We start from the raw sequence: 20,739 nt of genomic DNA on the forward strand, positions 1-20,739 counted from the left end.
TCATTGCGTTTTTATTGAGTAATTAGATGTTGGGGCAGTGTTGTATTCAATCGATCGGGAATACTGCTCTTTACCTGACTGATTTTCTTTATCAATAGCTCTGTGTTAACCAGTCCAAAGCATAGCATTAGCAGCATCGGGAATACCTGGTACCGGATAACGATGATATTTGCCGATATGCTAAAAACGAAATTGAGCAGTAATAGGAGCGTAACAATATTTGATGACTTGGTCATCGATCCCAACACTCCTTTTATTTTTAGGATCACCAGGGTCGTCATATACCAAATATTCAAGGCCAGGAATAGTAATGGGAACGGCAGCAGGATCACTCCCTGTAGGTATTTTGATACGCTTGTTGCCTGGTCGTTTTTTAGCTCGAACCAATCCACGGCAAAAGGGTAAATTTGATTTTTGCCCAGGTTGTATAGCGAAAGCACTTCCAGGGGAGGGTAGAAGTAATTCTTCGAATTCATGATGATGAAATACCGGATGTACTGTATCGGATACTGCTTAATTAATGTAAGGCCATAGTCTCCATAAAGTGGCGATACGACTCCCCATCCCAGCAGGTACTGATAGAAATTTGTGGTCTTTACATGCCGGTCCATGTAGATCTTTAATGGGGCCGTGGGTTTTCTGATAAAATAATTGGCGACATAGGCACTCAGGTTCCTTTTTTCAGGGGGTGTCGTCTTAAAGAAATTGATGGAGATATCATCCAATTCCCGCAGCGCTGGCGTACTCCAGGTGCCAGGTGGTACGCTGACGTATCCCCGCATGTATAGTGCATTGTTCGCCCATTGCCAGCCCGAGAGCATAGGAAACTGTGGCGCACCGGTCAATTGCCGGGCTACCGATCTGGAATGGATAATGAATGGTACGATGAGCGCAGGTCCGGCCAGCATGCCTACAACCTTCCACAGCATCTTATATCTTGCAAGCGCAAAAACCGACATGGCGATCAAGGGGTAGACCATGGCATTGAACCGGACGCTAAAGGCGATGAACAACAGGATGGCCTGCAACGGTATGTGGTACCACAGTGGGCGGTTCAGTATAAATATCAGTTGAATGATCCAAAGGATACTGATGGAAACGAAAAGTGTGTCACTGGATATGTAGTTGGCCAGGTAAAGAAACAAGGGGTTAAAAAACAAGAACAAATACAGCATCTGCCTGAACCCCGTTCTTAAGGCATAGAAGTAAATAATTGTAAAGTAAAACAGCAGACAACAGCATGCAAAGAACAGGAATTGAAACCACACCAGTGCAGTTGCTGAGGATGTAACCATGTGGAATATTCGTAGAAACCTGGAATATCCAATCGGCCAGATGTTGATGTCCATATTGGCATACGCTGCAAAAATGTAACTATAGCTGTCTGAGAAAAAGTCAGGGTATGGATAACATATTTTAAATAACCAAAACTCTATGATCGTGCAGAGCAGGATTGACAGCAAAAAGTGTCGGTTGGCAGTGTTGAAAAAGACAAATGTTGTAAATGACCGGTAGGTATCTTTACATGCGCCATTTGTTTGCGACCCACCCTGGATCAAATGGCTGAAAAATGAACGATATGTGGCTGACTTTTTCAAGACCACTTAATTTTTGAATTGTTTAAAAAATTGAATTTGATTTTCGGTAAACTCATCCGGGTGTTGCTCTACATATGGCCATATTTTCCGGTATGAGTTAGCTGATTCGGCTTTCATCAGCAGTTTTGAACAGATGTTGGCATGGTAATACATTACTTTCCAATTGTAGAAACCCGGGTTTACAAACCATTGACATTGCCCGGGCAGGGCGCCGTGGAATTTCTTTATCGCAATACTGCTATAAATAAAGCCAAAGGACCATCCTGATGTTGCCCGGTAATGCTGGATGACATATCGCATGGCCTCTCCACGTCCCTCGTGGTATTTGCTGGCTGATAAAAGCCATTTTTCAACTTCTGCCCATGGCGATCCTAATCTTTCCATCACCAGACCCATTTGCCACTGCGCGAAATATCTAATCTCAGGGTCGCATCTTTGATCTTGCAGGAATTTAGAGTAATGATTTGCTGAACGCAGTAAAAGCTCGTGTGCTGCCAGCTCCTTTTCGCATAGTCGTGCGACTTCCTGACAGTGATAGCCACCCAATAATTCGACGAGGGAGCGTGAATCCATTGTTTGTTCGTGAGCGTCACACCATAGCTGGATGAATTTCTGAAAATCAGCTTCGGCTAAGAGCTTTTTATTGATGGACAGTGCATCTGCTTCATCTAAGTGCGTAGTGTACACCGGCAGTTGCTCAGGTGCAAGCTCACCATAATCATCTTTTAGGAGATCTGCATTGTCTGGTAGTGGCATAAAATATGGTAAGGTTTGTTATGGATTATGATATGTTTCTGTTCGGGATACTTTGCGATTGTATAGGCTGAAAACATGTTGCTATCGGGTACGTATAGTTGATATAAGTGCAATATAGTTTGATAGCTTTGTCGAAAACAAGTCAAAATTTATAGAAATCGTGCACAGTTTTTTTATGAGACCGCTAGGCAGTTTTTCGTACCCGATACTGGGCGGGGGTGATACCCGTGTGCTTTTTGAAGAATTCCCCAAAGTGACTTTGGGAACTGTAGCCTACCTTGCTAAATATTTCTTTAATTGAATACTCGTCATCTTCCAGCATCGCCATGGCCGCCTGCAGTCTTTTTTGTTCGATATATTTGTGAATGGAGACTTTTACTAACTTTTGAAAGGCTGCCTGTAGATTTTTCACTGAAATATTAAATGAATAGGAGAGCGATTCCTGGGTGATTGCCTGGTCATAGTTGCTATCTATATAGGCGATCACTTTTTTTCCTGCCTCCATGTCTCTTTTGCTCACGCGTATTGATGAGGAACCGGCCATCGGAAAAGATTTAATGGTTTATTATTTGTATTCAATAAGGATCCAGGCTGCCTATTGCCGTAGACAATGGCACACTTAAGCATAGAAGCGTATCAGATTATTATTGGAGAATTACAATTTTTTTGCCTTCCTGGCGGTACTGGATGCCTCCTTCTTTGAGTATCAGTAAAACAGTAAAGATGTCAGCCGTCCTGGGAATTTTGCCAGTAAAGGTCTTTTTGATTCCCGGTGGTATTTCATAAGTAATATCATACCATCTGGCTAGTTCAGGCATGATTGTTTGGAGGTTTGCTTTTCGAAAGTCAAACAGCTGCTGTTTCCAGGCTGTGACTTGTGAGGTATCTGCTCTCGACACCTTCCATTTGGCGCCTGAAACGGTCAGCGCCTGCCCGGGGAAAAGCGTGTACTGCTTTTTCTCACCTGTAATCTCCACTTTGCCACGTACCAGTGTAGTACGCATTTGCGTGCCTGTGGTATACGCCTGAACATTGAATTCTGTGCCGAGTACCTTTACATTAACCGGGCCTACCTCCACGCGGAAAGTGCTGGAAGCAGCCTCTGTTACACTAAAGTATCCTTCCCCGCTAAACGTTACCCGGCGATCCTGACCCTGAAATAGATCTGGAAACTGTAGTCGGGATAAAGCATTCAACCATACCGTGCTGCCATCAGAAAGCCTAACACTAAACTGACCACCCCGCGGCGTGACTAAGGTCAGGAGTCCTATTGAACTTCGTGGCTTATTAAGAGCCGATCCAAATGAAAGCCGGTGGTTTTTATAGTCTAGGGTGGCGCCTAGCTTTAGAAATGTGTCGTTTTGAGGCGCCGTACTGTCTAATATCAGGATAGTACCATCTGCCAAGGCTAAATATGCATGCTTTAAGGTATCCGCGTATTTAACTTCCGTACGCCTTCCCTGCTTGGGGACATCATAGGGCTGCTTTTCGGCAAACCAGTACCAAATCACAGAAATCAACGCAACACCAATCAGGATCGCTGCATACCGAACCAGGTGTCTATCAATACGTCTATAAACCGGCGAGATAAAAAGGGTGGCGCCTGGATCATGCATACCGTTGTTGATTAAATCGACCAATCTGTTATAACTCTTTTCTACAAACTCGCCATCTGGAGGCACCGTGGTTTCCTGAAGTTTCGAGTCCAGGTATTGTAGTACCTGCTCTTGGTGCTCGGGCTGGTCAAGGGCAACAAGAAACCTGGCCAATTCACGATTGGATATTCGTCCATTTAAATAGCTTTCCAGCAAACGCTGGAACTTGTCAGTTGTCATGTTATGTTCGCGGCTTCTCTATTAATAAGACACTTTCGTATAAACAAAGGGAGGGTAGGTTACCAAAAAAAATCAAAAAAGCAGGTTGGAGAAAAATGATCGTACCGAAGATTTTAACGCGGCTATGGCCTTATGCACCAATTCTTTTACGGTCGCCTTGGAGATGTTCATGGACTTTGCGATTTCCTGATAGGTCATTCCTTTATCTCTGGACAAGCGCCAGGCTTCCTGTTGACGGGGTGGCAGTTGCCCGATCGCTTTTTCCAGTAGAGTGTGCCGTTGCCGGGAGATGGTCAGTTCCTCCACGTTTTCGCTGGCCTCCTGAAAGCGTTCTTTTAAATACGTTCTGTAGCGTGCCTGTACGGCATTTCTGCGGAATTCATTCAAAACGGCATGCTTGGCCATAGTTACCAGGTAGCTTTCGATATTTTCCGGCTCGATGGTTTCCCAGCCCTCCCATAGCCGTAAAAAAACCGATTGTGCAATGTCTTCGGCCTTTTCACGTTGGCGTAGCAGTGAGTATGCTGTGGCATACACGCGAGGATAGTACTTTATGTATATTTCCTTAAACACGGAATCCAGCGACTGTGACGGGCGCAAGGTGGCACGATTGGTTGTATACTAATTTACAAAGAAATGATTTTACTGACCGGCAGCGCGCCTAATTTTAATGCCTCGCTAATATTAGCATTGATTTTTATGTTTTAAAGGTGTGCTACCTTGATAGTATACACGTTCTGGTGTAACCTGATACTGCAGTTGTAGGTCTTGGGGTGTATTGACTGGCCGGGGGATATGAAAAAGGGGCTGCATCGTGTCAGCCCCTTAAGTGAGTTATTCGGTGGTTTTGTCCAGTGCACCTTGTAGCATTTTTCGCTCTTCCTGGCTAAGATGCGACCCGAATTTTTCCAGGTAGATCTTTGCTACCGGTTTGTAGTCTTTCCAATTACTTTTATTGTATAGATAAATGGCTTTGGATCTAAGGAATACCTCTTCACCGGGCGTGCCGTATGGTTGTAAGCGGCGTTCTATCAGATCCCAGTCCGGTATGGTTTCCCGGCGGGCGAATGCCGGCGCCACATGTTCAGCATATAACAGGTTAAACAGCTTGGTTTCTCCGTGGCGGCTGCCGTATAGCGCATTGATCGCCGGTATTTGGTTTTGAATTACAGCAAAGCCTGCACTGTCTTTGGCACTGTTGGTGAACTGCAGAATGTAGTCAAACTGGGTTTTAGAGTAGGGCGGATGTAGGGTACTGATATAGGCGTTGGAGATACGAGCAGCACCCGCTTTGTCGCCAACGCGCAAAGCGGTGATTGACAAAGCCTTCAAAAAGGCCGGGTTTCTCTCTCCTTGCATGAACCTGGTAAGCTGCGCGCTATAGCCAGCGGCAGGATCAGTCAGATCGGGAGATGCAGCGCTAATATCAGGAAGTGAACCTGTTTGTGGTACCAGTTCAGCATGGATGCTGCGAAGAACGCTCAGGGGAATTTTTACGATCTCCCGGTCATAGGTCATCAGCCCGTTTTCTTCACCTTCTACATCAAAGGGTTCTGTATAAATAGAGCCGCTAAGCCCTTCTGCTTCCAGCATCTTAATGTGTTGGTTCATGATCGTGTACTTTGTCTGAAGCTGGCCCGGCGTTACCTGAATGTATCCCCAGCCTTGGAGTTCGTTCCATTGGTGGCCCGGGATCGAGACACCAATACCGCCAAACTCACCCAAAATGCGGACTTTTCCCGGTAACAGCGGCGCATTCATGGGATCGGGGTAGGAGTGAACGTCGGCTATGTCACTGCCAACCCAGTTGGCCTTTCCGGTTTTAGTCTCTTTGCCGTCAATGAAAATGTATTCACCTGAATGCGCATTGAGTACCCGGGAGGGATCATAGCTTTTCATCCACTGCGTAAGCCGCTGCTGATCATAGGCGCCCCATTGTTCATTGAACAGCACCCAGGTGGTAATCGAAGGGTGATTATAAAGTTGATCAATATTTCGCGCACTTTCTTTTTCGAATATATCTTTTGCCTCCTGACTCAAACTGAAAGCTGCATTGGGCATGTCCTGCCAGACCATCATTCCCAGCCTGTCGGCATGGTAATACCAACGGTCAGGTTCTACTTTAATATGTTTACGGATCGTATTGAAGCCCATCGCCTTGATGGCCTGAATGTCAAATGCCAACGCTTCATCGGTAGGGGCTGTATAAAGCCCATCCGGCCAAAATCCCTGATCCAGCACCCCAAGGTTGAACGTATAGCGGTTGTTCAGAAAAAGGCGGGAAATCCCTTTTTCGTCGGTTTGTACAGACACCTTTCGCATGCCAAAATAGCTTTTAACCTGGTCAATGGTTTTGCCGGCCTTTTGTAGACTGACGGTCAGATCGTACAAAAATGGGTCTGAAACCGACCATAAATGAGGATTGGGGACTCGAAGTGTGAGAACGCTGCCGGATTTGCCCTTCGACCGGGAGATATCTTTACCCCCGACACTGGCCACTACGGCAATCTGGTATCCTGCAGGTGCGTTAGCCTGGATATTTAGCGTTGACTTATCAATATCCGGGGTGAGTCGTAAGTCCTGGATATAGTCTGCAGGCACTGTTTCGGTCCATACCGTCTGCCAGATACCTGACGACGGGGTATACCATATTCCTTTTGGGTTCAGTACCTGTTTGCCACGGGGATTGGGACCCTGATCGGTGGGGTCAAAGACTTTTACGACGAGTTCATTGTCACCGGCATGCAGCGCGCGGGTAATATCGATCGTAAAATGCTGATAGCCTCCCCGGTGGCCGCCAACCTCCTGACCGTTGACAAAAACGGTTGCCTGCCAGTCCACGGCGCCAAAATGCAGAAGCGTCTTTTCGCCGGGGCGTAAGTCTTTGATGGTAACGGAGGTCCTGTACCATAGATGCTGCGTAGGCTGTAATGGTTTGCCTACGCCGCTGAGCGAAGACTCTATGGGGTAGGGAACTAAAATCTGTCCGGCATAGGTGGTCGGCATAGCACTATCCTTTGCTGTGATGGCATACTGCCATAGCCCATTCAGGTTTTGCCATCTGGCACGCACCATTTGAGGGCGGGGATATTCCGGTAATACGTTGCTCGGGGTAACCTGTTTAGCCCAGCGGGTCTGCAAGGGTGTTGGTGCCTGGGCGTAAGATGACTGGGCATTTGTCGTTGTGCTTGCTAAAGCAAGGACGGCCCATAGCCATAAATGACGTGTGTTCATGCGAAAATGCTTTTTCGTTTACAATGGATTGCCTGAATTAAAATGATTAAATGTCGTTCTGTCTTCAGACAGAGATCTGTATATCCTTCAAAGTGGCAATAGCCCTATTACCTGAAGGACATGAGAGTACAAAGTGAAAGCTAGTGGGAGACAAACAATTACTTTGTTAGCGGTTCAATACTCTTGCTAATTGTTGCGCAAGATGAACAATTCCGGCAACATTACCCGGGGTATCGATGGAAAATATTTAAGTGCCGAAAAGTTTCAGTCCTGTTAACGGCTGGCAGGACGCGTTATCGGGGCTTTTTAAGCGAGAGGTTTATGGCGGTATCTAAAAGGCAAAAGACCCAATATGCACTGTTGATTTTACAGGAAAATAGCTGCATTTTTGCACGTAGCTAACTTTAGAAAAAGAAGGGGACGCCAGCTTCAAAGTGTGGAGGAGTCAATAACAGCCAGAGGGTATTATAAATTATGTTTTTTATGGAGCAATCCTATTGCTTTCGTGCCGAATGCCTGGCCGACGCGCTGGTCTTTCAACAAATGCTTCCTGAGATTGAGTTTACCATTTGTTCAATCGATCCAGAGTTGCCGGACGTAGAGGTGAGATTCAAATCGACGAAAACGGTACCGCAACTGTTAAATCTGATCGGCAACATCGAAGAAGGAGCCGTGATGGCGCAAACCTTAGCGCCAGAGGTATCCTATACCGGTAAGCGTAATTTTAGTGTGAAAATATCCAATTCTGAACAGGGTAGTGCCAAAAGCAAATGGCAAGCCTAACACTATTGATACAGTTGATATAATACCCAGGAACCCATCCAAAGCAGCTCATAATCGCTAAAATGCACCCTGAGTTCGCGCAAGGCCCGCGACATCAGTTTTTCTACCACCCCAACAGATATTCCCATCCGCTCAGCAATTTGTTTATTGGTCAGCTGTTCAAAACGACTCAACCGAAATGCCTGGCGGCAGCGCTCCGGCAGGCCGGCAATGACCGCATCGATCTGAGTAGATAGTTCCTTTATCTCCGAGAGGTAGTCCGGTGCCACAGCATAGTCCACGTCTGTCAAACCGGGGATTAAATGCAGCTTTCGCTGGGCACTCCACTGACGGTAGATATCATAACAACGGAATTGTACCGCCCTTTGCAGGTAGCCGAATAATTTACCCGGAGCGATTGTCAGCTCCTGCCTGCGCTCATATAAACTGGTAAACACATCTTGCACAACTTCTTCGGCTTCCTGCTGCAGCCCCAAACGTTTATAGGCGGCATTTAGTAGCGGCTTCCAGGTCAGCTCATAGAGCTGGCGGTAGGCCGACTGTTCCCCGGCTTGCAGCTGTTGCAGAAGTAGGCTGTTAATTAATATGGTCTGTTCATTTGGCATCCGGTAATATCGCCCGGCGTCTACCTTTAAATGTGGCAGATCAGGTCAGGCTGGCAATTTACAAAACAATCTCGCTGGCAACCTATTAAACACTAACAGCCTGTGGATAAATAAAAAGTTCCATATTTTTTAAGGCGGATGGGCGGGTAGGGCCATGATATTACGACTATATGATGGAAGTATTAACCTTTTGTAAATAATTACCATGGAAAGCCAGGAGCTGGAAAATCTGTTACAACGGCTGCATGATGGAACGATCAGCACATCAGAGCTCAAGAAGTTGCAGACCTGGGACCAACAATTGCTTGCCGAAGGGGATGATCTCAGCTCCTTGCTTTCTGATCTTGAACATGAACAAGTAAAGACGCGGCTGTGGGAGGTTGTGTCCGAAAAAATTCCTGATCGAGATCCGGGAGAACATACGGATAACAAAATCATTAACATGCGGTTATTCTGGGCGGCGGCGGTAGGCTTGGCTGTCATTGGAGGCTGGCTTCTGTGGCAACAACGAGCAGAAAAGGTTGAAGGAAAAGATCTTGTGCCAAAGTCGCTCTCGGAGCGATACCACAATGATGTGGCGCCGGGGGGAGATCGGGCAATTCTTACCCTTGATAATGGGACTACGATTGACCTTACCAGCGCCCAAAATGGGACATTGGACGTATCGTCAGGAGCAGTGGCCCAGAAAGAAAAACAGGGAGAGCTGACTTATTACGCTCGACCTATAAAACCCGGAGTACACACGTATCATCTGGTAACCACACCCCGTGGCGGTCAGTACCGGCTTACATTATCCGATGGCACGATCGTTTGGCTCAACGCCGCCTCGTCCCTTCGGTATCCGGTAGTGTTTGCTGGGCCGACCCGCCACGTGGAATTGACCGGTGAGGCCTACTTTGAAGTGAAGCCCGATGAACTCAAACCATTTATTGTAAAGACAGCTGCCTCCCAGGTAAAAGTGCTGGGAACGGCTTTTAACCTCAATACCTATGCAGACGAACCGGACCAGCGCATCACCCTCGTGCATGGCAGTGTTGAAATTAGCCGGGACAATGCGCGTCAACGACTAAAACCCGGCGAACAGGCACAAATCAACAATGCCGGCCAGATACATGTCATGGCAGCTTCAGATATTGAATCAGTGACCGCCTGGAAAGAAGGAAGTTTTGTTTTCCGGGACAGCCCCATAGGCCCTTTACTCAGGCAACTGGCAAGGTGGTATAATATCAATATTACCATCGAGCAGCCGGTTACCCAAAAGTTTACCGTGGATATCAGTCGCACCGAAAGTCTTAGCCAGGTGCTTCAGTTATTGGAAATGACAGGTGGTGTCCATTTTACCATCGACGGGAGCAACGTCGGTGTGCAACCTTGAAACGTTTTAACTAACCATATACCTACCATCTTATCCGCACTTATAACACATGCCACAAGAACGGCATAGCTATCAAAAGCACCCCGATATTTTAAACCTTGTTTTCAAGCCATTAATTTCTACCATTAACCATTGCGAAAGCCTTTCTGACAACAGAACACCATGTTTTGTAATCAGGGCGCTGTCGCCTGATGACGCCCTTTTACAAAGCATCAAAACCTCGCATCCTGAAAATCGTAAGTTGGTTTACCTGCATTAAAAAACCGTAAGTGGTAGTGACACTTACGGCAGTGATCAGGTTGATTGGCAATTGTAAGACTGCTTATCCCTGTTGTCAGACAGGGCATTCATTAACCCAAACAATGCAAAGCTATGCTTTTACATGCATTTTGTTACCGGGTCGGGATGGTTACACCCATTTTATTGGGCAGTCCACCATCCAAACTCGCCAAAACTTTTCGAATCGTGAAACTGCTCATTCTTTTTACCGTAGCCGGCTGCCTGCAGGCTGGCGCCAAGGGGTTTTCCCAAGGGATCAACCTCTCCATGAACAATGCCAACGTCAAGGAGGTATTTGACGCTATCGCCAAACAGTCTGGCTACCGCTTTTTATATACCACAGAAACATTGGCGGGCGCTAAAAAGGTCAGCATAAAGATCTCCAACAAAAGCATCACAGAAGCCCTGGACATTTGTATGGAGGATCAGCCCTTTTCCTATAATATCGTCAATAAGAAGTATGTGGTAATTAAACGAAAAGAAGTGCCTGCGCCGGCAAAGGAAGTCGGCGTGGCCCCTCCAGGTGAAGTGAGGGGTCGTGTGACCGACGATAAGGGGCAACCCGTGGTGGGCGCCTCTGTGCGTTTATCCGGTACTAGCCGGACAGTAACTACAGATGCAAACGGAGAATTTTCGATCAATGGTGTGAGTGGCAAAGGTCGACTGGAGATTTCTTCGGTGGGGTATGAATCAAAGGAGATTGCTGTACAATACGATAAACCTTTGGCGATCTCACTCAACAAAAGTTTTTCGCTGTTGGACGAATCCGTGGTGGTGGCCTACGGAACGACCACCCGTAGGAAGTCGGTCGGGAATATTGAGAAGGTGAAAGCGGTGGATATTGAGCGGCAGCCGGTTAATAACCCGCTGCTGACGCTGCAGGGTAGGGTGCCGGGTGTGATGATCGAACAAACTACAGGTGTGAGTGGCGGTGGTATCAAGGTAAGAATTCAAGGCCAGAACAGTCTATCGTCGGGAAGTGAGCCGCTGTATGTGATTGACGGAATACCCTTTGTCAGTTCAGAATCAATACGTGGCTTAACAAGTCCTTTGGGCAATTCTGGAAATGTAGTCAATGGTATATCTGGCAGCGGTAACCCGCTTAACTTTATCAATCCGCATGATATCGAAAGTATTGAGGTTTTGAAAGATGCTGATGCAACCTCAATTTATGGAAGCAGAGCAGCAGCCGGCGCATTACTCATTACGACGAAAAAAGGAAAGGGTGGTGTTACCAAGGTTGATCTAAACTTTCAACACGGTCGAGGAAACGTCAGCCGCTTTCTAAAACTGCTAAATACAACACAGTATCTGGAAATGCGACACGAAGCACTTCGCAATGATGGAATAGTTGCTGGACCAAGTGACAATGATATCAATGGGACCTGGGATACAACAAGATATACAGATTGGCAAAAGGAGTTATTTGGCGGTACAGCAATCTATAATGATGGGCAGATAGCTGTTTCAGGAGGTGGCAATGGCACGTCATTCTTATTATCTGTTGGGTATAACTCGCAATCATCAGTATTTCCGGGTGATTTCAAGGATCGTAGAAATTCTGTGCATGCTAATATGAACCACCAATCCCTCAATGGGAGGCTACGTATTGGTATGGATATCAAATATATGACCATGGACAATCGCTTGCCAGGTATTGACCTTGTTAAGACAGCATTAGCCCTTGCGCCACATGCCCCTGCTTTGTTTTTAGCAGACGGATCACTCAATTGGGCGCCTGATAAAAATAACATCTCCACCTGGAGAAATCCTCTTGCTAACCTGCTCTCCGCATACAAACTAAAAGGTAACAGTGTCATTGCAAATGCTACGTTCGGCTATCAATTGATCCAAGGCCTGGAGTTTAAATCAAATTTAGGATATACGCAAATTAATAGGCGTGAAGTTAGTCTCTTTCCCCTGGAATTTTATGTCCCCGAAAACAGAGCTTCGAGTATCCGCTCCACTAATTTTGGCGATGATGATATTGTCAGTGTCCTAATTGAACCTCAGTTGACGTATAAGAAAGGTTTTCCTTGGGGAGACATGGAGACCTTTATTGGAGCAACGTATCTCGATAATAGATCAAATAGACAAGATGTAACTGCGAGAGGATTTAGCAGTAACTTATTGATGGAAGACTTTAGGTCAGCAACCTCCATTACCGGCAATTTTAACAATGTCAGCAGTAATTATCGGTATAGCGCCGTTTTTGGTCGACTGAATTACGGTTGGCGAGGAAAGTATTTGCTCAGTGCTACAGTGCGTAGAGACGGCAGTTCTCGTTTTGGAACAAAAAATCTTTTCAATAATTTCTGGTCACTAGGAGGGGGATGGGTATTTACGGAAGAAAGTCTATTGAAAGACAAGTTGCCGGTACTGACTTATGGAAAACTTAAAATATCGTTTGGTACAACCGGTAGCGATCAGATTGGCGATTATCAATATTTGAATTTATATAACTCCGTCTCACGAACCGTTCCCTATCAGACTATTGTCGGATTATCATCCAGTGGATATCCCAATCCGTATTTGCAATGGGAGGAAACTAAGAAATTGCAAAGTGGTATCGAACTTGGACTGCTTTCAAATCGGCTATTATTGGATATCGCTTTCTATTACAATAGATCCTTTAATCAGCTCCAAACTTATGCTCTCCCTATTATTACTGGCTCCAGCGGCTTTCCTGCCAATTTTCCAGCAATAATTCAAAACACCGGGTTAGAATTCTCTGCGAACAGCGATATTGTTCAACAGCAGCATTTTAGATGGAATAGTGCAATTAATATAACGATACCTAGAAATAAACTGGTATCATATCAGAACTTGAGCACCTCAACAAGGGCAAACTTTTTACGAATTGGAGATCCTTTTACAGTGAGTCGGTTGTATGAACAAGCGGGTGTTGACCCACAAACAGGCCTTTATACATTCGTTGCGGCCGACGGTAGTATTACTTCAACACCTACCTATGCTATAGATGCCACACAATGGATTAATACAAGCCCAATTCTATATGGCGGTATTCAAAATACCATATCACTTAAGTCCTTCACATTCGATGCAAACCTTCAGTTTGTCACACAGCGTGCTTTAAACATGGAAATAGGAAATATGCCCGGTTTTTTTGCCAGTAACACCTCTGGCTTCATATTAGGCAATCAGCCGGAGTATGTGATGGATCGCTGGAGAAAGCCAGGGGATGTTGCCAAAAACCAGCAGTTCAGTGCACTTTATCCTGCCGCTATCTCTGCTCCGTATTCTAATAGTGGACTTTCCAGCGCGATATATCAAGATGCCTCTTATCTCCGTCTAAAAAATGTTTCAATTGCCTGGCAAATGCCAGCTAGTTACAGTAAAGTACTGGGTGTCGCCGCCTTAAATGTTTTTATACGGAGCCAAAATACTTTCACTATTACCAACTACAAGGGGCTTGATCCGGAAACGAGAGGGCCATATTCATCCGCTGCTCTGCCACCGTTACGAGTATTTACATTTGGTATACATCTGTCGCTATGATTTCCCAATGCTACAACTTTAAATTATTTTCATATGATTTATTTTTTGACGTCCACAAATAGATACATTCTACTAATAAGTGTCAATCTATTGATAGCTGCAACAGGATGTAAGAAGCTATTAGCTGTCGACCCTCCTGGAAATAGTTTAAATGCGGCCAATGTTTTTACTACGGACGCTACAGCAATTGCCGTGGTGACGGATATTTATGCCGGACTCAGCGCTCAAAATATTAATCAACAGAACCAAGCAATCACTTCATTGTCTTTGTATGGCGGGTTGAGCGCAGACGAAATCACCCTGTTTGACAATTCAAACTCTTTTTTACAGCCTTATTTTACTAATGACGTCATTTCAACAACAGGGTCATTACTTTGGAATAATGCCTACCAGATAATTTTCAAATTGAATGCAGCAATTGAAGGGCTGGATCAATCAACTAGTATTACGCCAGTTGTAAAACAACAATTATTGGGAGAGGCGAAATTTATGCTAGGATTTTTATATTTCCATTTGGTCAATTTATACGGTGATGTGCCTTTGGTTTTAAACACGGATTATATAGAAATTGCAAGAATGTCCCGAACGCCATCATCGAAAGTATATGATGCAATCATTGAAATCCTGACTGAAGCAAAACAGTTGCTTAGTGCCGACTACCTGAAATCAGACTTGGTAGGCAGTTATTCTGCTGGATCTGAGGAACGGATCAGGCCGACTAAATGGGCTGCCGCTGCTTTGTTATCCCGAGCTTATTTATATATTAAAAACTATGCTTCAGCTGCTGCCCAAGCAAGCGAAGTAATAGGTGCAACCTCCTACTATGGTTTGTTGCCAGATTTAACTGCGGTCTTCAAAAAAAACAGCCGTGATAGCATATGGCAGCTGCAGCCTATTGGCAATAACGCAAATGCCAATACAGGTGAAGGGAAAATATTTGTTCTCCCGAATACTGGTCCTTCCGCATCAGGTTATCCTGTTTATTTGAATACTGATTTGGTTAATGCATTTGAATCAGGCGATTTGAGGAGAGAACAATGGGTGAAATCCGTTTCGGTCGGACCGAATACATATAGTTACCCGTACAAGTATCAAGTTGGAAATGTCAGCGCTACGACCCAAGAGTATTCAACAGTTTTAAGATTGAGCGAACTCTATTTGATACGGGCGGAAGCTAAAACATATTTAAACGATGTCTCCGGTGCACAATCAGATCTAAATCTTGTCCGCAAGCGTGCTGGATTAGGCGATACTCCCGCAGATGATCAGCATACATTAGTGACGGCAATACTGAAGGAGCGACGCGTAGAGCTATTTACGGAGTGGGCTCACCGGTGGATGGACCTCAAGCGCACTGGTACAATAGATGTTGTCATGTCTGTCGCTACCCCCCAGAAAGGTGGCACATGGCAGTCCTACAAAGCCTTACTACCTATTCCGGAAGACGAGTTACGTAAAGCACTAAATCTACGCCAAAACCCGGGGTATAACTGATATACATGGTATCTCATACAGCATCTCTAATAAATAAGTAAATTATAGGTCAATGAAAATAGTAAGTTTAATAACCTGTTTATTCCCCTTAATCTCTTGGTCACAGTCAGATTCGGCGTACAAAGGTATCCTGTATACTAAAGGACTGAACTGGCAACAAATCAAAGAAAAAGCATCAAAGGAAAATAAATTTATATTCCTAGATTGTTACACTACCTGGTGTGGTCCTTGCAAAAGGATGGAAAAAGAGACGTTTCCGAACTGGCGGGTTGGTGAGGCAGTTAATCCATTTTATATTTCGGTAAAAGTGCAGATGGATTCCACGGTGACGGATGCAAACGATGTCCGGCAATGGTATGCAGATGCTGATAATATAAATCGTGTGCATGGTGTCGCGGGGTATCCAACCTTTCTATTTTTTTCACCAGATGCAAAACTAGTTCACCGTGGATCAGGGTTTAAAAACATCAAAGACTTTATTGATTTAGTTAATTTAGCAAAGGACCCACTACGTCAGAAATTTTACAATTTGTATCTCCACTATAAAAACAATAAAACTGACACCCACCATCTGCGTGATTTGGCTATTTATACGGCTGACTTAATCAAAGATAAAAGTACTGCGCAAGAAATGGCGCGAGATTATAAAAAGAAAGTGTTGGATAACAAATCAACAAATGTTCTTTTGGCTAAAGAAAATATCACGTTTGCGCTTAAATTCTCTGGTGTCTTTTCGATTCGTGACAAATATTTTCAGATTTTTAATAAACATCCCGCCCTTATCGATTCAATAGCAGGATATAGGATTGCTGCTCGTAAAGTAAATGACTGGATAGTGCAAAGTGAACTAGATAAACCACTTTTAGAAAACGGTAAGGGTGTCTTAAAGTATCCTGATTGGAAAAGCCATGAACAGTGCATTAAGAAAAAATATTCAACAGTGGATGCGGCGCGGATTGTCCTGGATTATAAAGTGAACTATTATCGCTGGAAATACCTGAATTGGCGCCTTTGGGCAAGTTGTCGTGACGAGCTCATTCAGAAATATATGCCCACGGATACTGAAGCAAAGATCCGGTTTGCTTCTACTGAGTTGAATACTTTAGGCGCTTGGAATGCTTTTTTATTCTGTAGTGATTCCCTGGTTTTATCAAAGGCGCTAAATTGGGCAGAACAATCCTGCGCCATCGATCCTTCCAACGTTCAATATCAGGATACTCGGGCCAGTCTGCTATATAAGTTGGGTAGGGTGGCAGAGGCAATGGTTATTGAGGAAGCAGCAGTTGTCCACAGATACGCCGATCAGGGAATAAAAGATAGGTATATGAAAATGCAGCAAGGGCTGTCGACCTGGCTGGACGCAAAATTTGACCGACAGTAACGCCAGAAGACAGCAGTATGAACATGAAAAACTTTCCCTCTCTCTCAATAAGGATTCAATTCTATGGTCTTATTTTCTTGAAAACAATTTTATGTTGCGTTATTATTATTTCTGCTGGACCCTCTTTTTTGTTAGTTTACAAATTTGTGTTAGTCTTTCTGTGCAATGTCAACACATAAATAGTCACTATCAAAAAAAACAATTCGATACTTGTGATATTGCTAGTTGGCCGGAGGTGAGAGTTACGAACCCCCAAGTAGCCATTAGTGATGACGGTAATTATGTTGCTTACTCCCTAGGCTCCCTACAACGCCCGCCTATCGGATACATTAAGAAAACTGCCGGTGAACTTATTGATTCCTTCAGGGAGGTTAGACAATTGCAATTTTGCAAACTTAGCCATCATGTTATCGTAACTTTCAGTAAGGACAGCCTTTGCCTACTTGATGTCCGCACTTTGAAAAAAGATTTTTTTCCGGCTGTCCGCATGTTTAGGTTGTTTAAACAAAATAGTGAAGAATGGATGATGATTTTGTTTAAAAACGGAATATTGTTATCCATCAACCTAAAGACGAGAAATCGCTGCACTCATACAGGCGTTCACCAATTCTATACATATGATGGTGGAGCGCATTGCATTTTGCTGAAAAATTTGGACGGTAAGGACGATTTGGTCTTGCAAATGTTAAATGTAAAGTTTAATAAAATGCAACCGTTATGGCAGGGCAAAGGAATTGACCAGCTCATTTTTTCGTCGTCCGGAAAGCAAATCGCGTTCAGAACTTCAAATCCTGATCACACTCACTCCGTATGGGCCGGAAAATGCACACCCGGCCAATTAAAACTAATATTTAGCGGACATATGGCGCCGGGTGATAAGGGGTACCGGATAAACTCGTTAGTAAACTTTAGTCCAGATGAACAAAGGTTGTTTTTACAAATTGAACCGCTCAAGCCAGCGAGGGTTTTACCTGGCGCGAAATTGAATGTATGGTCTTATTTGGATCCGAAATTACAGTCGCAGCAAATAAAAGAATTAAATATTTCCGAAATCCGTTTGGTTGTAATTGACCTTCAGGATTTTACACTCCGTGCCTTGACTGAGGAGGGAGAACGTCCCCTGACAAGGTGGCGATCCATTTGGGATGATCTAGTACTGATAATAAAAAGGAAAGGGCATTGGAGCGAAAGCAATTGGAACGATAGCGCAAAAGGTGCGCTGATCTTGAAGTCCTCAATCAGTGGTGTACAAACAGAAATTGATCTTAAATTACCTCCAAGCGCACAATGGGCTTTGTCACCTACTTCTAAATTCATCATTGGATATCAATCTGAGTTAGATCCCACCGACGTTTGGTCATATGAAATAGGCACCGGTATATATAGAAATTTGACAGCTTCTATCCCCTCTACTATGACAGCTGATATGAGCGATGAGGGGCGTAGTGCCAGAAAAAAAGGGGTCGTCCCCATTGGTTGGGCCGCCAATGAACAGTTTTTACTTGTCAGCGACGGATATGACATCTGGCGCATTGACCCTTTTGCGAAAGTGCACCCTGTACGATTGACGCACGCAAAGGAAAAGCAAATAAGACTTGTTCCATTTACCAATTACGAGGATGCTGCTCAAGCCGTCCGCCGCAATCAAACCATGATCTTGTATGGGTGCCACGAGATGACGAATCAAAGCAGCTTTTGCTTGATTAACCCCTATTTGAAAAATAGTGAAAAATGGCATTTTCAGGGCGATTATCAATTTGTTAAGGCTACTGGAAATGTATGGGGGGACCTAGCCAAAGCTAATGATGTTAATATGTTTTTGGTCGGTCGTGAATCAGGAACAGAGTCGCGGAACCTGTTTTTGACTGCTGATTTCGCTTCATTCTTACCAGTGAGTTTAAATCATCCTGAACGTAATTTTTATTGGCACAATTCTCAACTAGTCCATTTTGCTGATCGGGCTGGAATAGCGACAAAGGGCATACTATATAAACCTGCGTCATTCAACGCAAAAAGTAAATATCCTGTCATTATTCACTACTACGACAAGAAATCAAAGGCCGCGAACACCTTTTTGACGCCACGCCCGGGAGGCGGAGAATTAGATGTAAACTGGTTTGCCACACATGGCTATGTAGTGTTGGTCACAGATATACATTACCAGTTAGATAATCCAGGAGCAGGAATCCTAAATGCTGTATTGGGGGCTGCTGATTACATTTCTCAATTTCCATGGGTGGATTCTACGAAAATAGGCATCCAAGGGCACAGTTTTGGCGGGTTCGAAACCAATTATCTAATCTCACACTCGCACCGATTTGCCGCAGCCATCTCCTCTAGTGGAATGACGGAATTAATTGTAGACTATCTATCTATTTGGCCCGGCGGCAATGCGAAAAGCGAAATATATGAATTGGGTCAGTCTCGCATGCCAAGCCGGCCATGGACTAATACACGCGCCTATATTGATCACAGCCCTATCTTACATATTGACAGCATTCAAACACCGGTACTCTTAATACATAATCGAAATGACAGCAACGTACATTTTGTACAAGGTGTTTCTTTCTTTATTGGCCTGCGTAGAGCCGGAAAGGTTGCTTGGTTATTGGAATATGATAATGGAGGGCATGGATTAACAGGTATCGACTACATCGACGGTTTGATCCGATCATACCAATTTTTCAATCATTATTTGAAAGGCGAACCTGCACCTGTCTGGATGACGAAGGGAATTCCTGCTAGACTGAAAGGGCGGGAGTGGGGCTTTGAAATTGATTCAGCGATTACTTCACCTCCGCCGGGATTAACAAAGTAGCCGGATAGACTACAATTTGAAGGATTATTCTTTATCCATGGCAAGTCAGTACGTGATTTTCAACTGAATTTAGGATACTGGCCGCAATTCATCAAGAACCCGTTTAACGGGTTCTTGATATTGTAATTAAAATTTAAGACTGAGGAATCACCTTAGCCGGTTCGCATGGAGCGCTAGGATCAAGTATTGGAGCACAAAACTGATCATCTCCATCATTGTCTAGTACATATGAACTATTGGTACATTCTGCCGCACTAGGACCACAACGTAGATCGCCACCGTATCCTTTCTGTGCTTTAAATGCCAATGCGGTTCCAACAGTTGCTAAAATGGCTATGGCTACTAACATTAACTTTGATTTTGTCATGATAAAATGCTTTTGTTTTAAAAAGCTAACTTTAGTTTTTAGTAATTGCTTACTCTGTTATAAGGTTTTCAGCTTACCCTTCTCCTGGATCATGTGGTGGAGTGCCACTCTCATGAAGTATCTATTGCAACTCGATACCTAATGAGAATACTGATATGCCTGATCCTGGCATAACAGCTATTAAATAGTTTGTGTGTTTATGCGTGACTTTTTATTCCTTGAGCCGTTTGACAGGGGTCAACCCGTCGAAGAAATTGACCAATTTGTTATTGGCATCATAAATCGCGATGTAGGGTACAGTTTGAACTTCGAAATAATTCAAAAAGCCGTTTTGGTAGTCTAAACCCACCTTAACATTTGAAAACCTAGTCAGAGCGTACCTTTCGCTGAATTTTTTCATTTCACCAAATGCACTTGTGGTCACAACTATAATTTGTGAATCCTTGAATTCTTCGATGTCGTCTATAATATATTGTATCTGTGTTCTGGAGTATGGACAGGAGGGACGATACATAAGGACTAGCGTTCGTTTTCCCTCCTCAATTTTTGAGGTGTTCCAATATGAAACACTGTCTACGAGAAATAAATTGACTAAGGGAATAGGCTCTCCTTTGTGAGCAATGTCCTGACCGGGAACATAGCACCCACAGCATATGTAAATTAATGAAATATAAATTCGTTTCATAGTACTGATT

At 44.3% G+C, this 20,739-nt stretch carries 14 protein-coding genes; 6 read left to right on the plus strand and 8 right to left on the minus strand.

Annotated features, from left to right (window positions below):
* Nucleotides 1-11 precede the first annotated feature (11 nt).
* From C7475_RS27395 to C7475_RS27420, 6 genes are all read right to left on the minus strand, one after another.
* Nucleotides 12-1,295, minus strand: a complete 1,284-nt coding sequence (locus C7475_RS27395) for a hypothetical protein (protein WP_146217671.1) — start codon at nucleotides 1,293-1,295, stop codon at nucleotides 12-14.
* A 309-nt stretch (nucleotides 1,296-1,604) separates the two neighbouring features.
* The gene (locus C7475_RS27400) at nucleotides 1,605-2,354 is read right to left on the minus strand and encodes a hypothetical protein (protein WP_110056618.1); all 750 of its coding nucleotides are present in this window, start codon (nucleotides 2,352-2,354) and stop codon (nucleotides 1,605-1,607) included.
* Nucleotides 2,355-2,538: 184 nt separating this feature from the next.
* The gene (locus tag C7475_RS27405) at nucleotides 2,539-2,898 is read right to left on the minus strand and encodes an AraC family transcriptional regulator (protein ID WP_110056619.1); all 360 of its coding nucleotides are present in this window, start codon (nucleotides 2,896-2,898) and stop codon (nucleotides 2,539-2,541) included.
* A 100-nt stretch (nucleotides 2,899-2,998) separates the two neighbouring features.
* Entirely contained in the window at nucleotides 2,999-4,189 is a 1,191-nt protein-coding gene (locus C7475_RS27410) for a FecR family protein (RefSeq protein ID WP_110056620.1), read from the minus strand.
* Between the two features lie 72 nt (nucleotides 4,190-4,261).
* Nucleotides 4,262-4,789, minus strand: a complete 528-nt coding sequence (locus C7475_RS27415) for an RNA polymerase sigma factor (RefSeq protein WP_110056621.1) — start codon at nucleotides 4,787-4,789, stop codon at nucleotides 4,262-4,264.
* A 234-nt stretch (nucleotides 4,790-5,023) separates the two neighbouring features.
* Nucleotides 5,024-7,423 (minus strand): glycoside hydrolase family 2 protein, encoded by a 2,400-nt coding sequence (locus tag C7475_RS27420; protein WP_110056622.1) that lies wholly within the window; start codon nucleotides 7,421-7,423, stop codon nucleotides 5,024-5,026.
* 483 nt (nucleotides 7,424-7,906) lie between these two features.
* On the opposite strand from C7475_RS27420, the gene C7475_RS27425 reads away from it, so the two are divergent.
* On the plus strand, nucleotides 7,907-8,206 hold the full coding sequence (locus tag C7475_RS27425) for a hypothetical protein (RefSeq protein ID WP_146217672.1): 300 nt from the start codon (nucleotides 7,907-7,909) through the stop codon (nucleotides 8,204-8,206).
* Nucleotides 8,207-8,208: 2 nt separating this feature from the next.
* Here C7475_RS27425 and C7475_RS27430 read toward each other — a convergent pair whose 3' ends face one another.
* A complete protein-coding gene (locus tag C7475_RS27430; protein WP_110056624.1) occupies nucleotides 8,209-8,811 on the minus strand; it encodes an RNA polymerase sigma factor in 603 nt (200 codons plus the stop codon).
* 442 nt (nucleotides 8,812-9,253) lie between these two features.
* On the opposite strand from C7475_RS27430, the gene C7475_RS27435 reads away from it, so the two are divergent.
* From C7475_RS27435 to C7475_RS27455, 5 genes are all read left to right on the plus strand, one after another.
* Nucleotides 9,254-10,186 (plus strand): FecR family protein, encoded by a 933-nt coding sequence (locus C7475_RS27435; protein WP_158286630.1) that lies wholly within the window; start codon nucleotides 9,254-9,256, stop codon nucleotides 10,184-10,186.
* 465 nt (nucleotides 10,187-10,651) lie between these two features.
* Nucleotides 10,652-13,984, plus strand: a complete 3,333-nt coding sequence (locus C7475_RS27440) for a SusC/RagA family TonB-linked outer membrane protein (RefSeq protein ID WP_158286631.1) — start codon at nucleotides 10,652-10,654, stop codon at nucleotides 13,982-13,984.
* Between the two features lie 33 nt (nucleotides 13,985-14,017).
* Nucleotides 14,018-15,478 carry a RagB/SusD family nutrient uptake outer membrane protein gene (locus C7475_RS27445; protein ID WP_110056627.1) on the plus strand — a complete coding sequence of 487 codons (1,461 nt, stop codon included), beginning with the start codon at nucleotides 14,018-14,020 and terminating at the stop codon, nucleotides 15,476-15,478.
* Between the two features lie 52 nt (nucleotides 15,479-15,530).
* The gene (locus C7475_RS27450; RefSeq protein WP_110056628.1) at nucleotides 15,531-16,859 is read left to right on the plus strand and encodes a DUF255 domain-containing protein; all 1,329 of its coding nucleotides are present in this window, start codon (nucleotides 15,531-15,533) and stop codon (nucleotides 16,857-16,859) included.
* Entirely contained in the window at nucleotides 16,846-19,677 is a 2,832-nt protein-coding gene (locus C7475_RS27455) for a S9 family peptidase (protein ID WP_110056629.1), read from the plus strand. Before C7475_RS27450 ends, C7475_RS27455 begins: the two co-directional genes overlap by 14 nt.
* 578 nt (nucleotides 19,678-20,255) lie before the next feature.
* On the opposite strand, the gene C7475_RS27465 is transcribed toward C7475_RS27455, so the two are convergent.
* Entirely contained in the window at nucleotides 20,256-20,729 is a 474-nt protein-coding gene (locus tag C7475_RS27465) for a peroxiredoxin (RefSeq protein WP_110056631.1), read from the minus strand.
* Nucleotides 20,730-20,739 lie beyond the last annotated feature (10 nt).

The sequence above is a fragment of the Chitinophaga sp. S165 genome, assembly GCF_003182155.1.
Taxonomy (GTDB): domain Bacteria; phylum Bacteroidota; class Bacteroidia; order Chitinophagales; family Chitinophagaceae; genus Chitinophaga.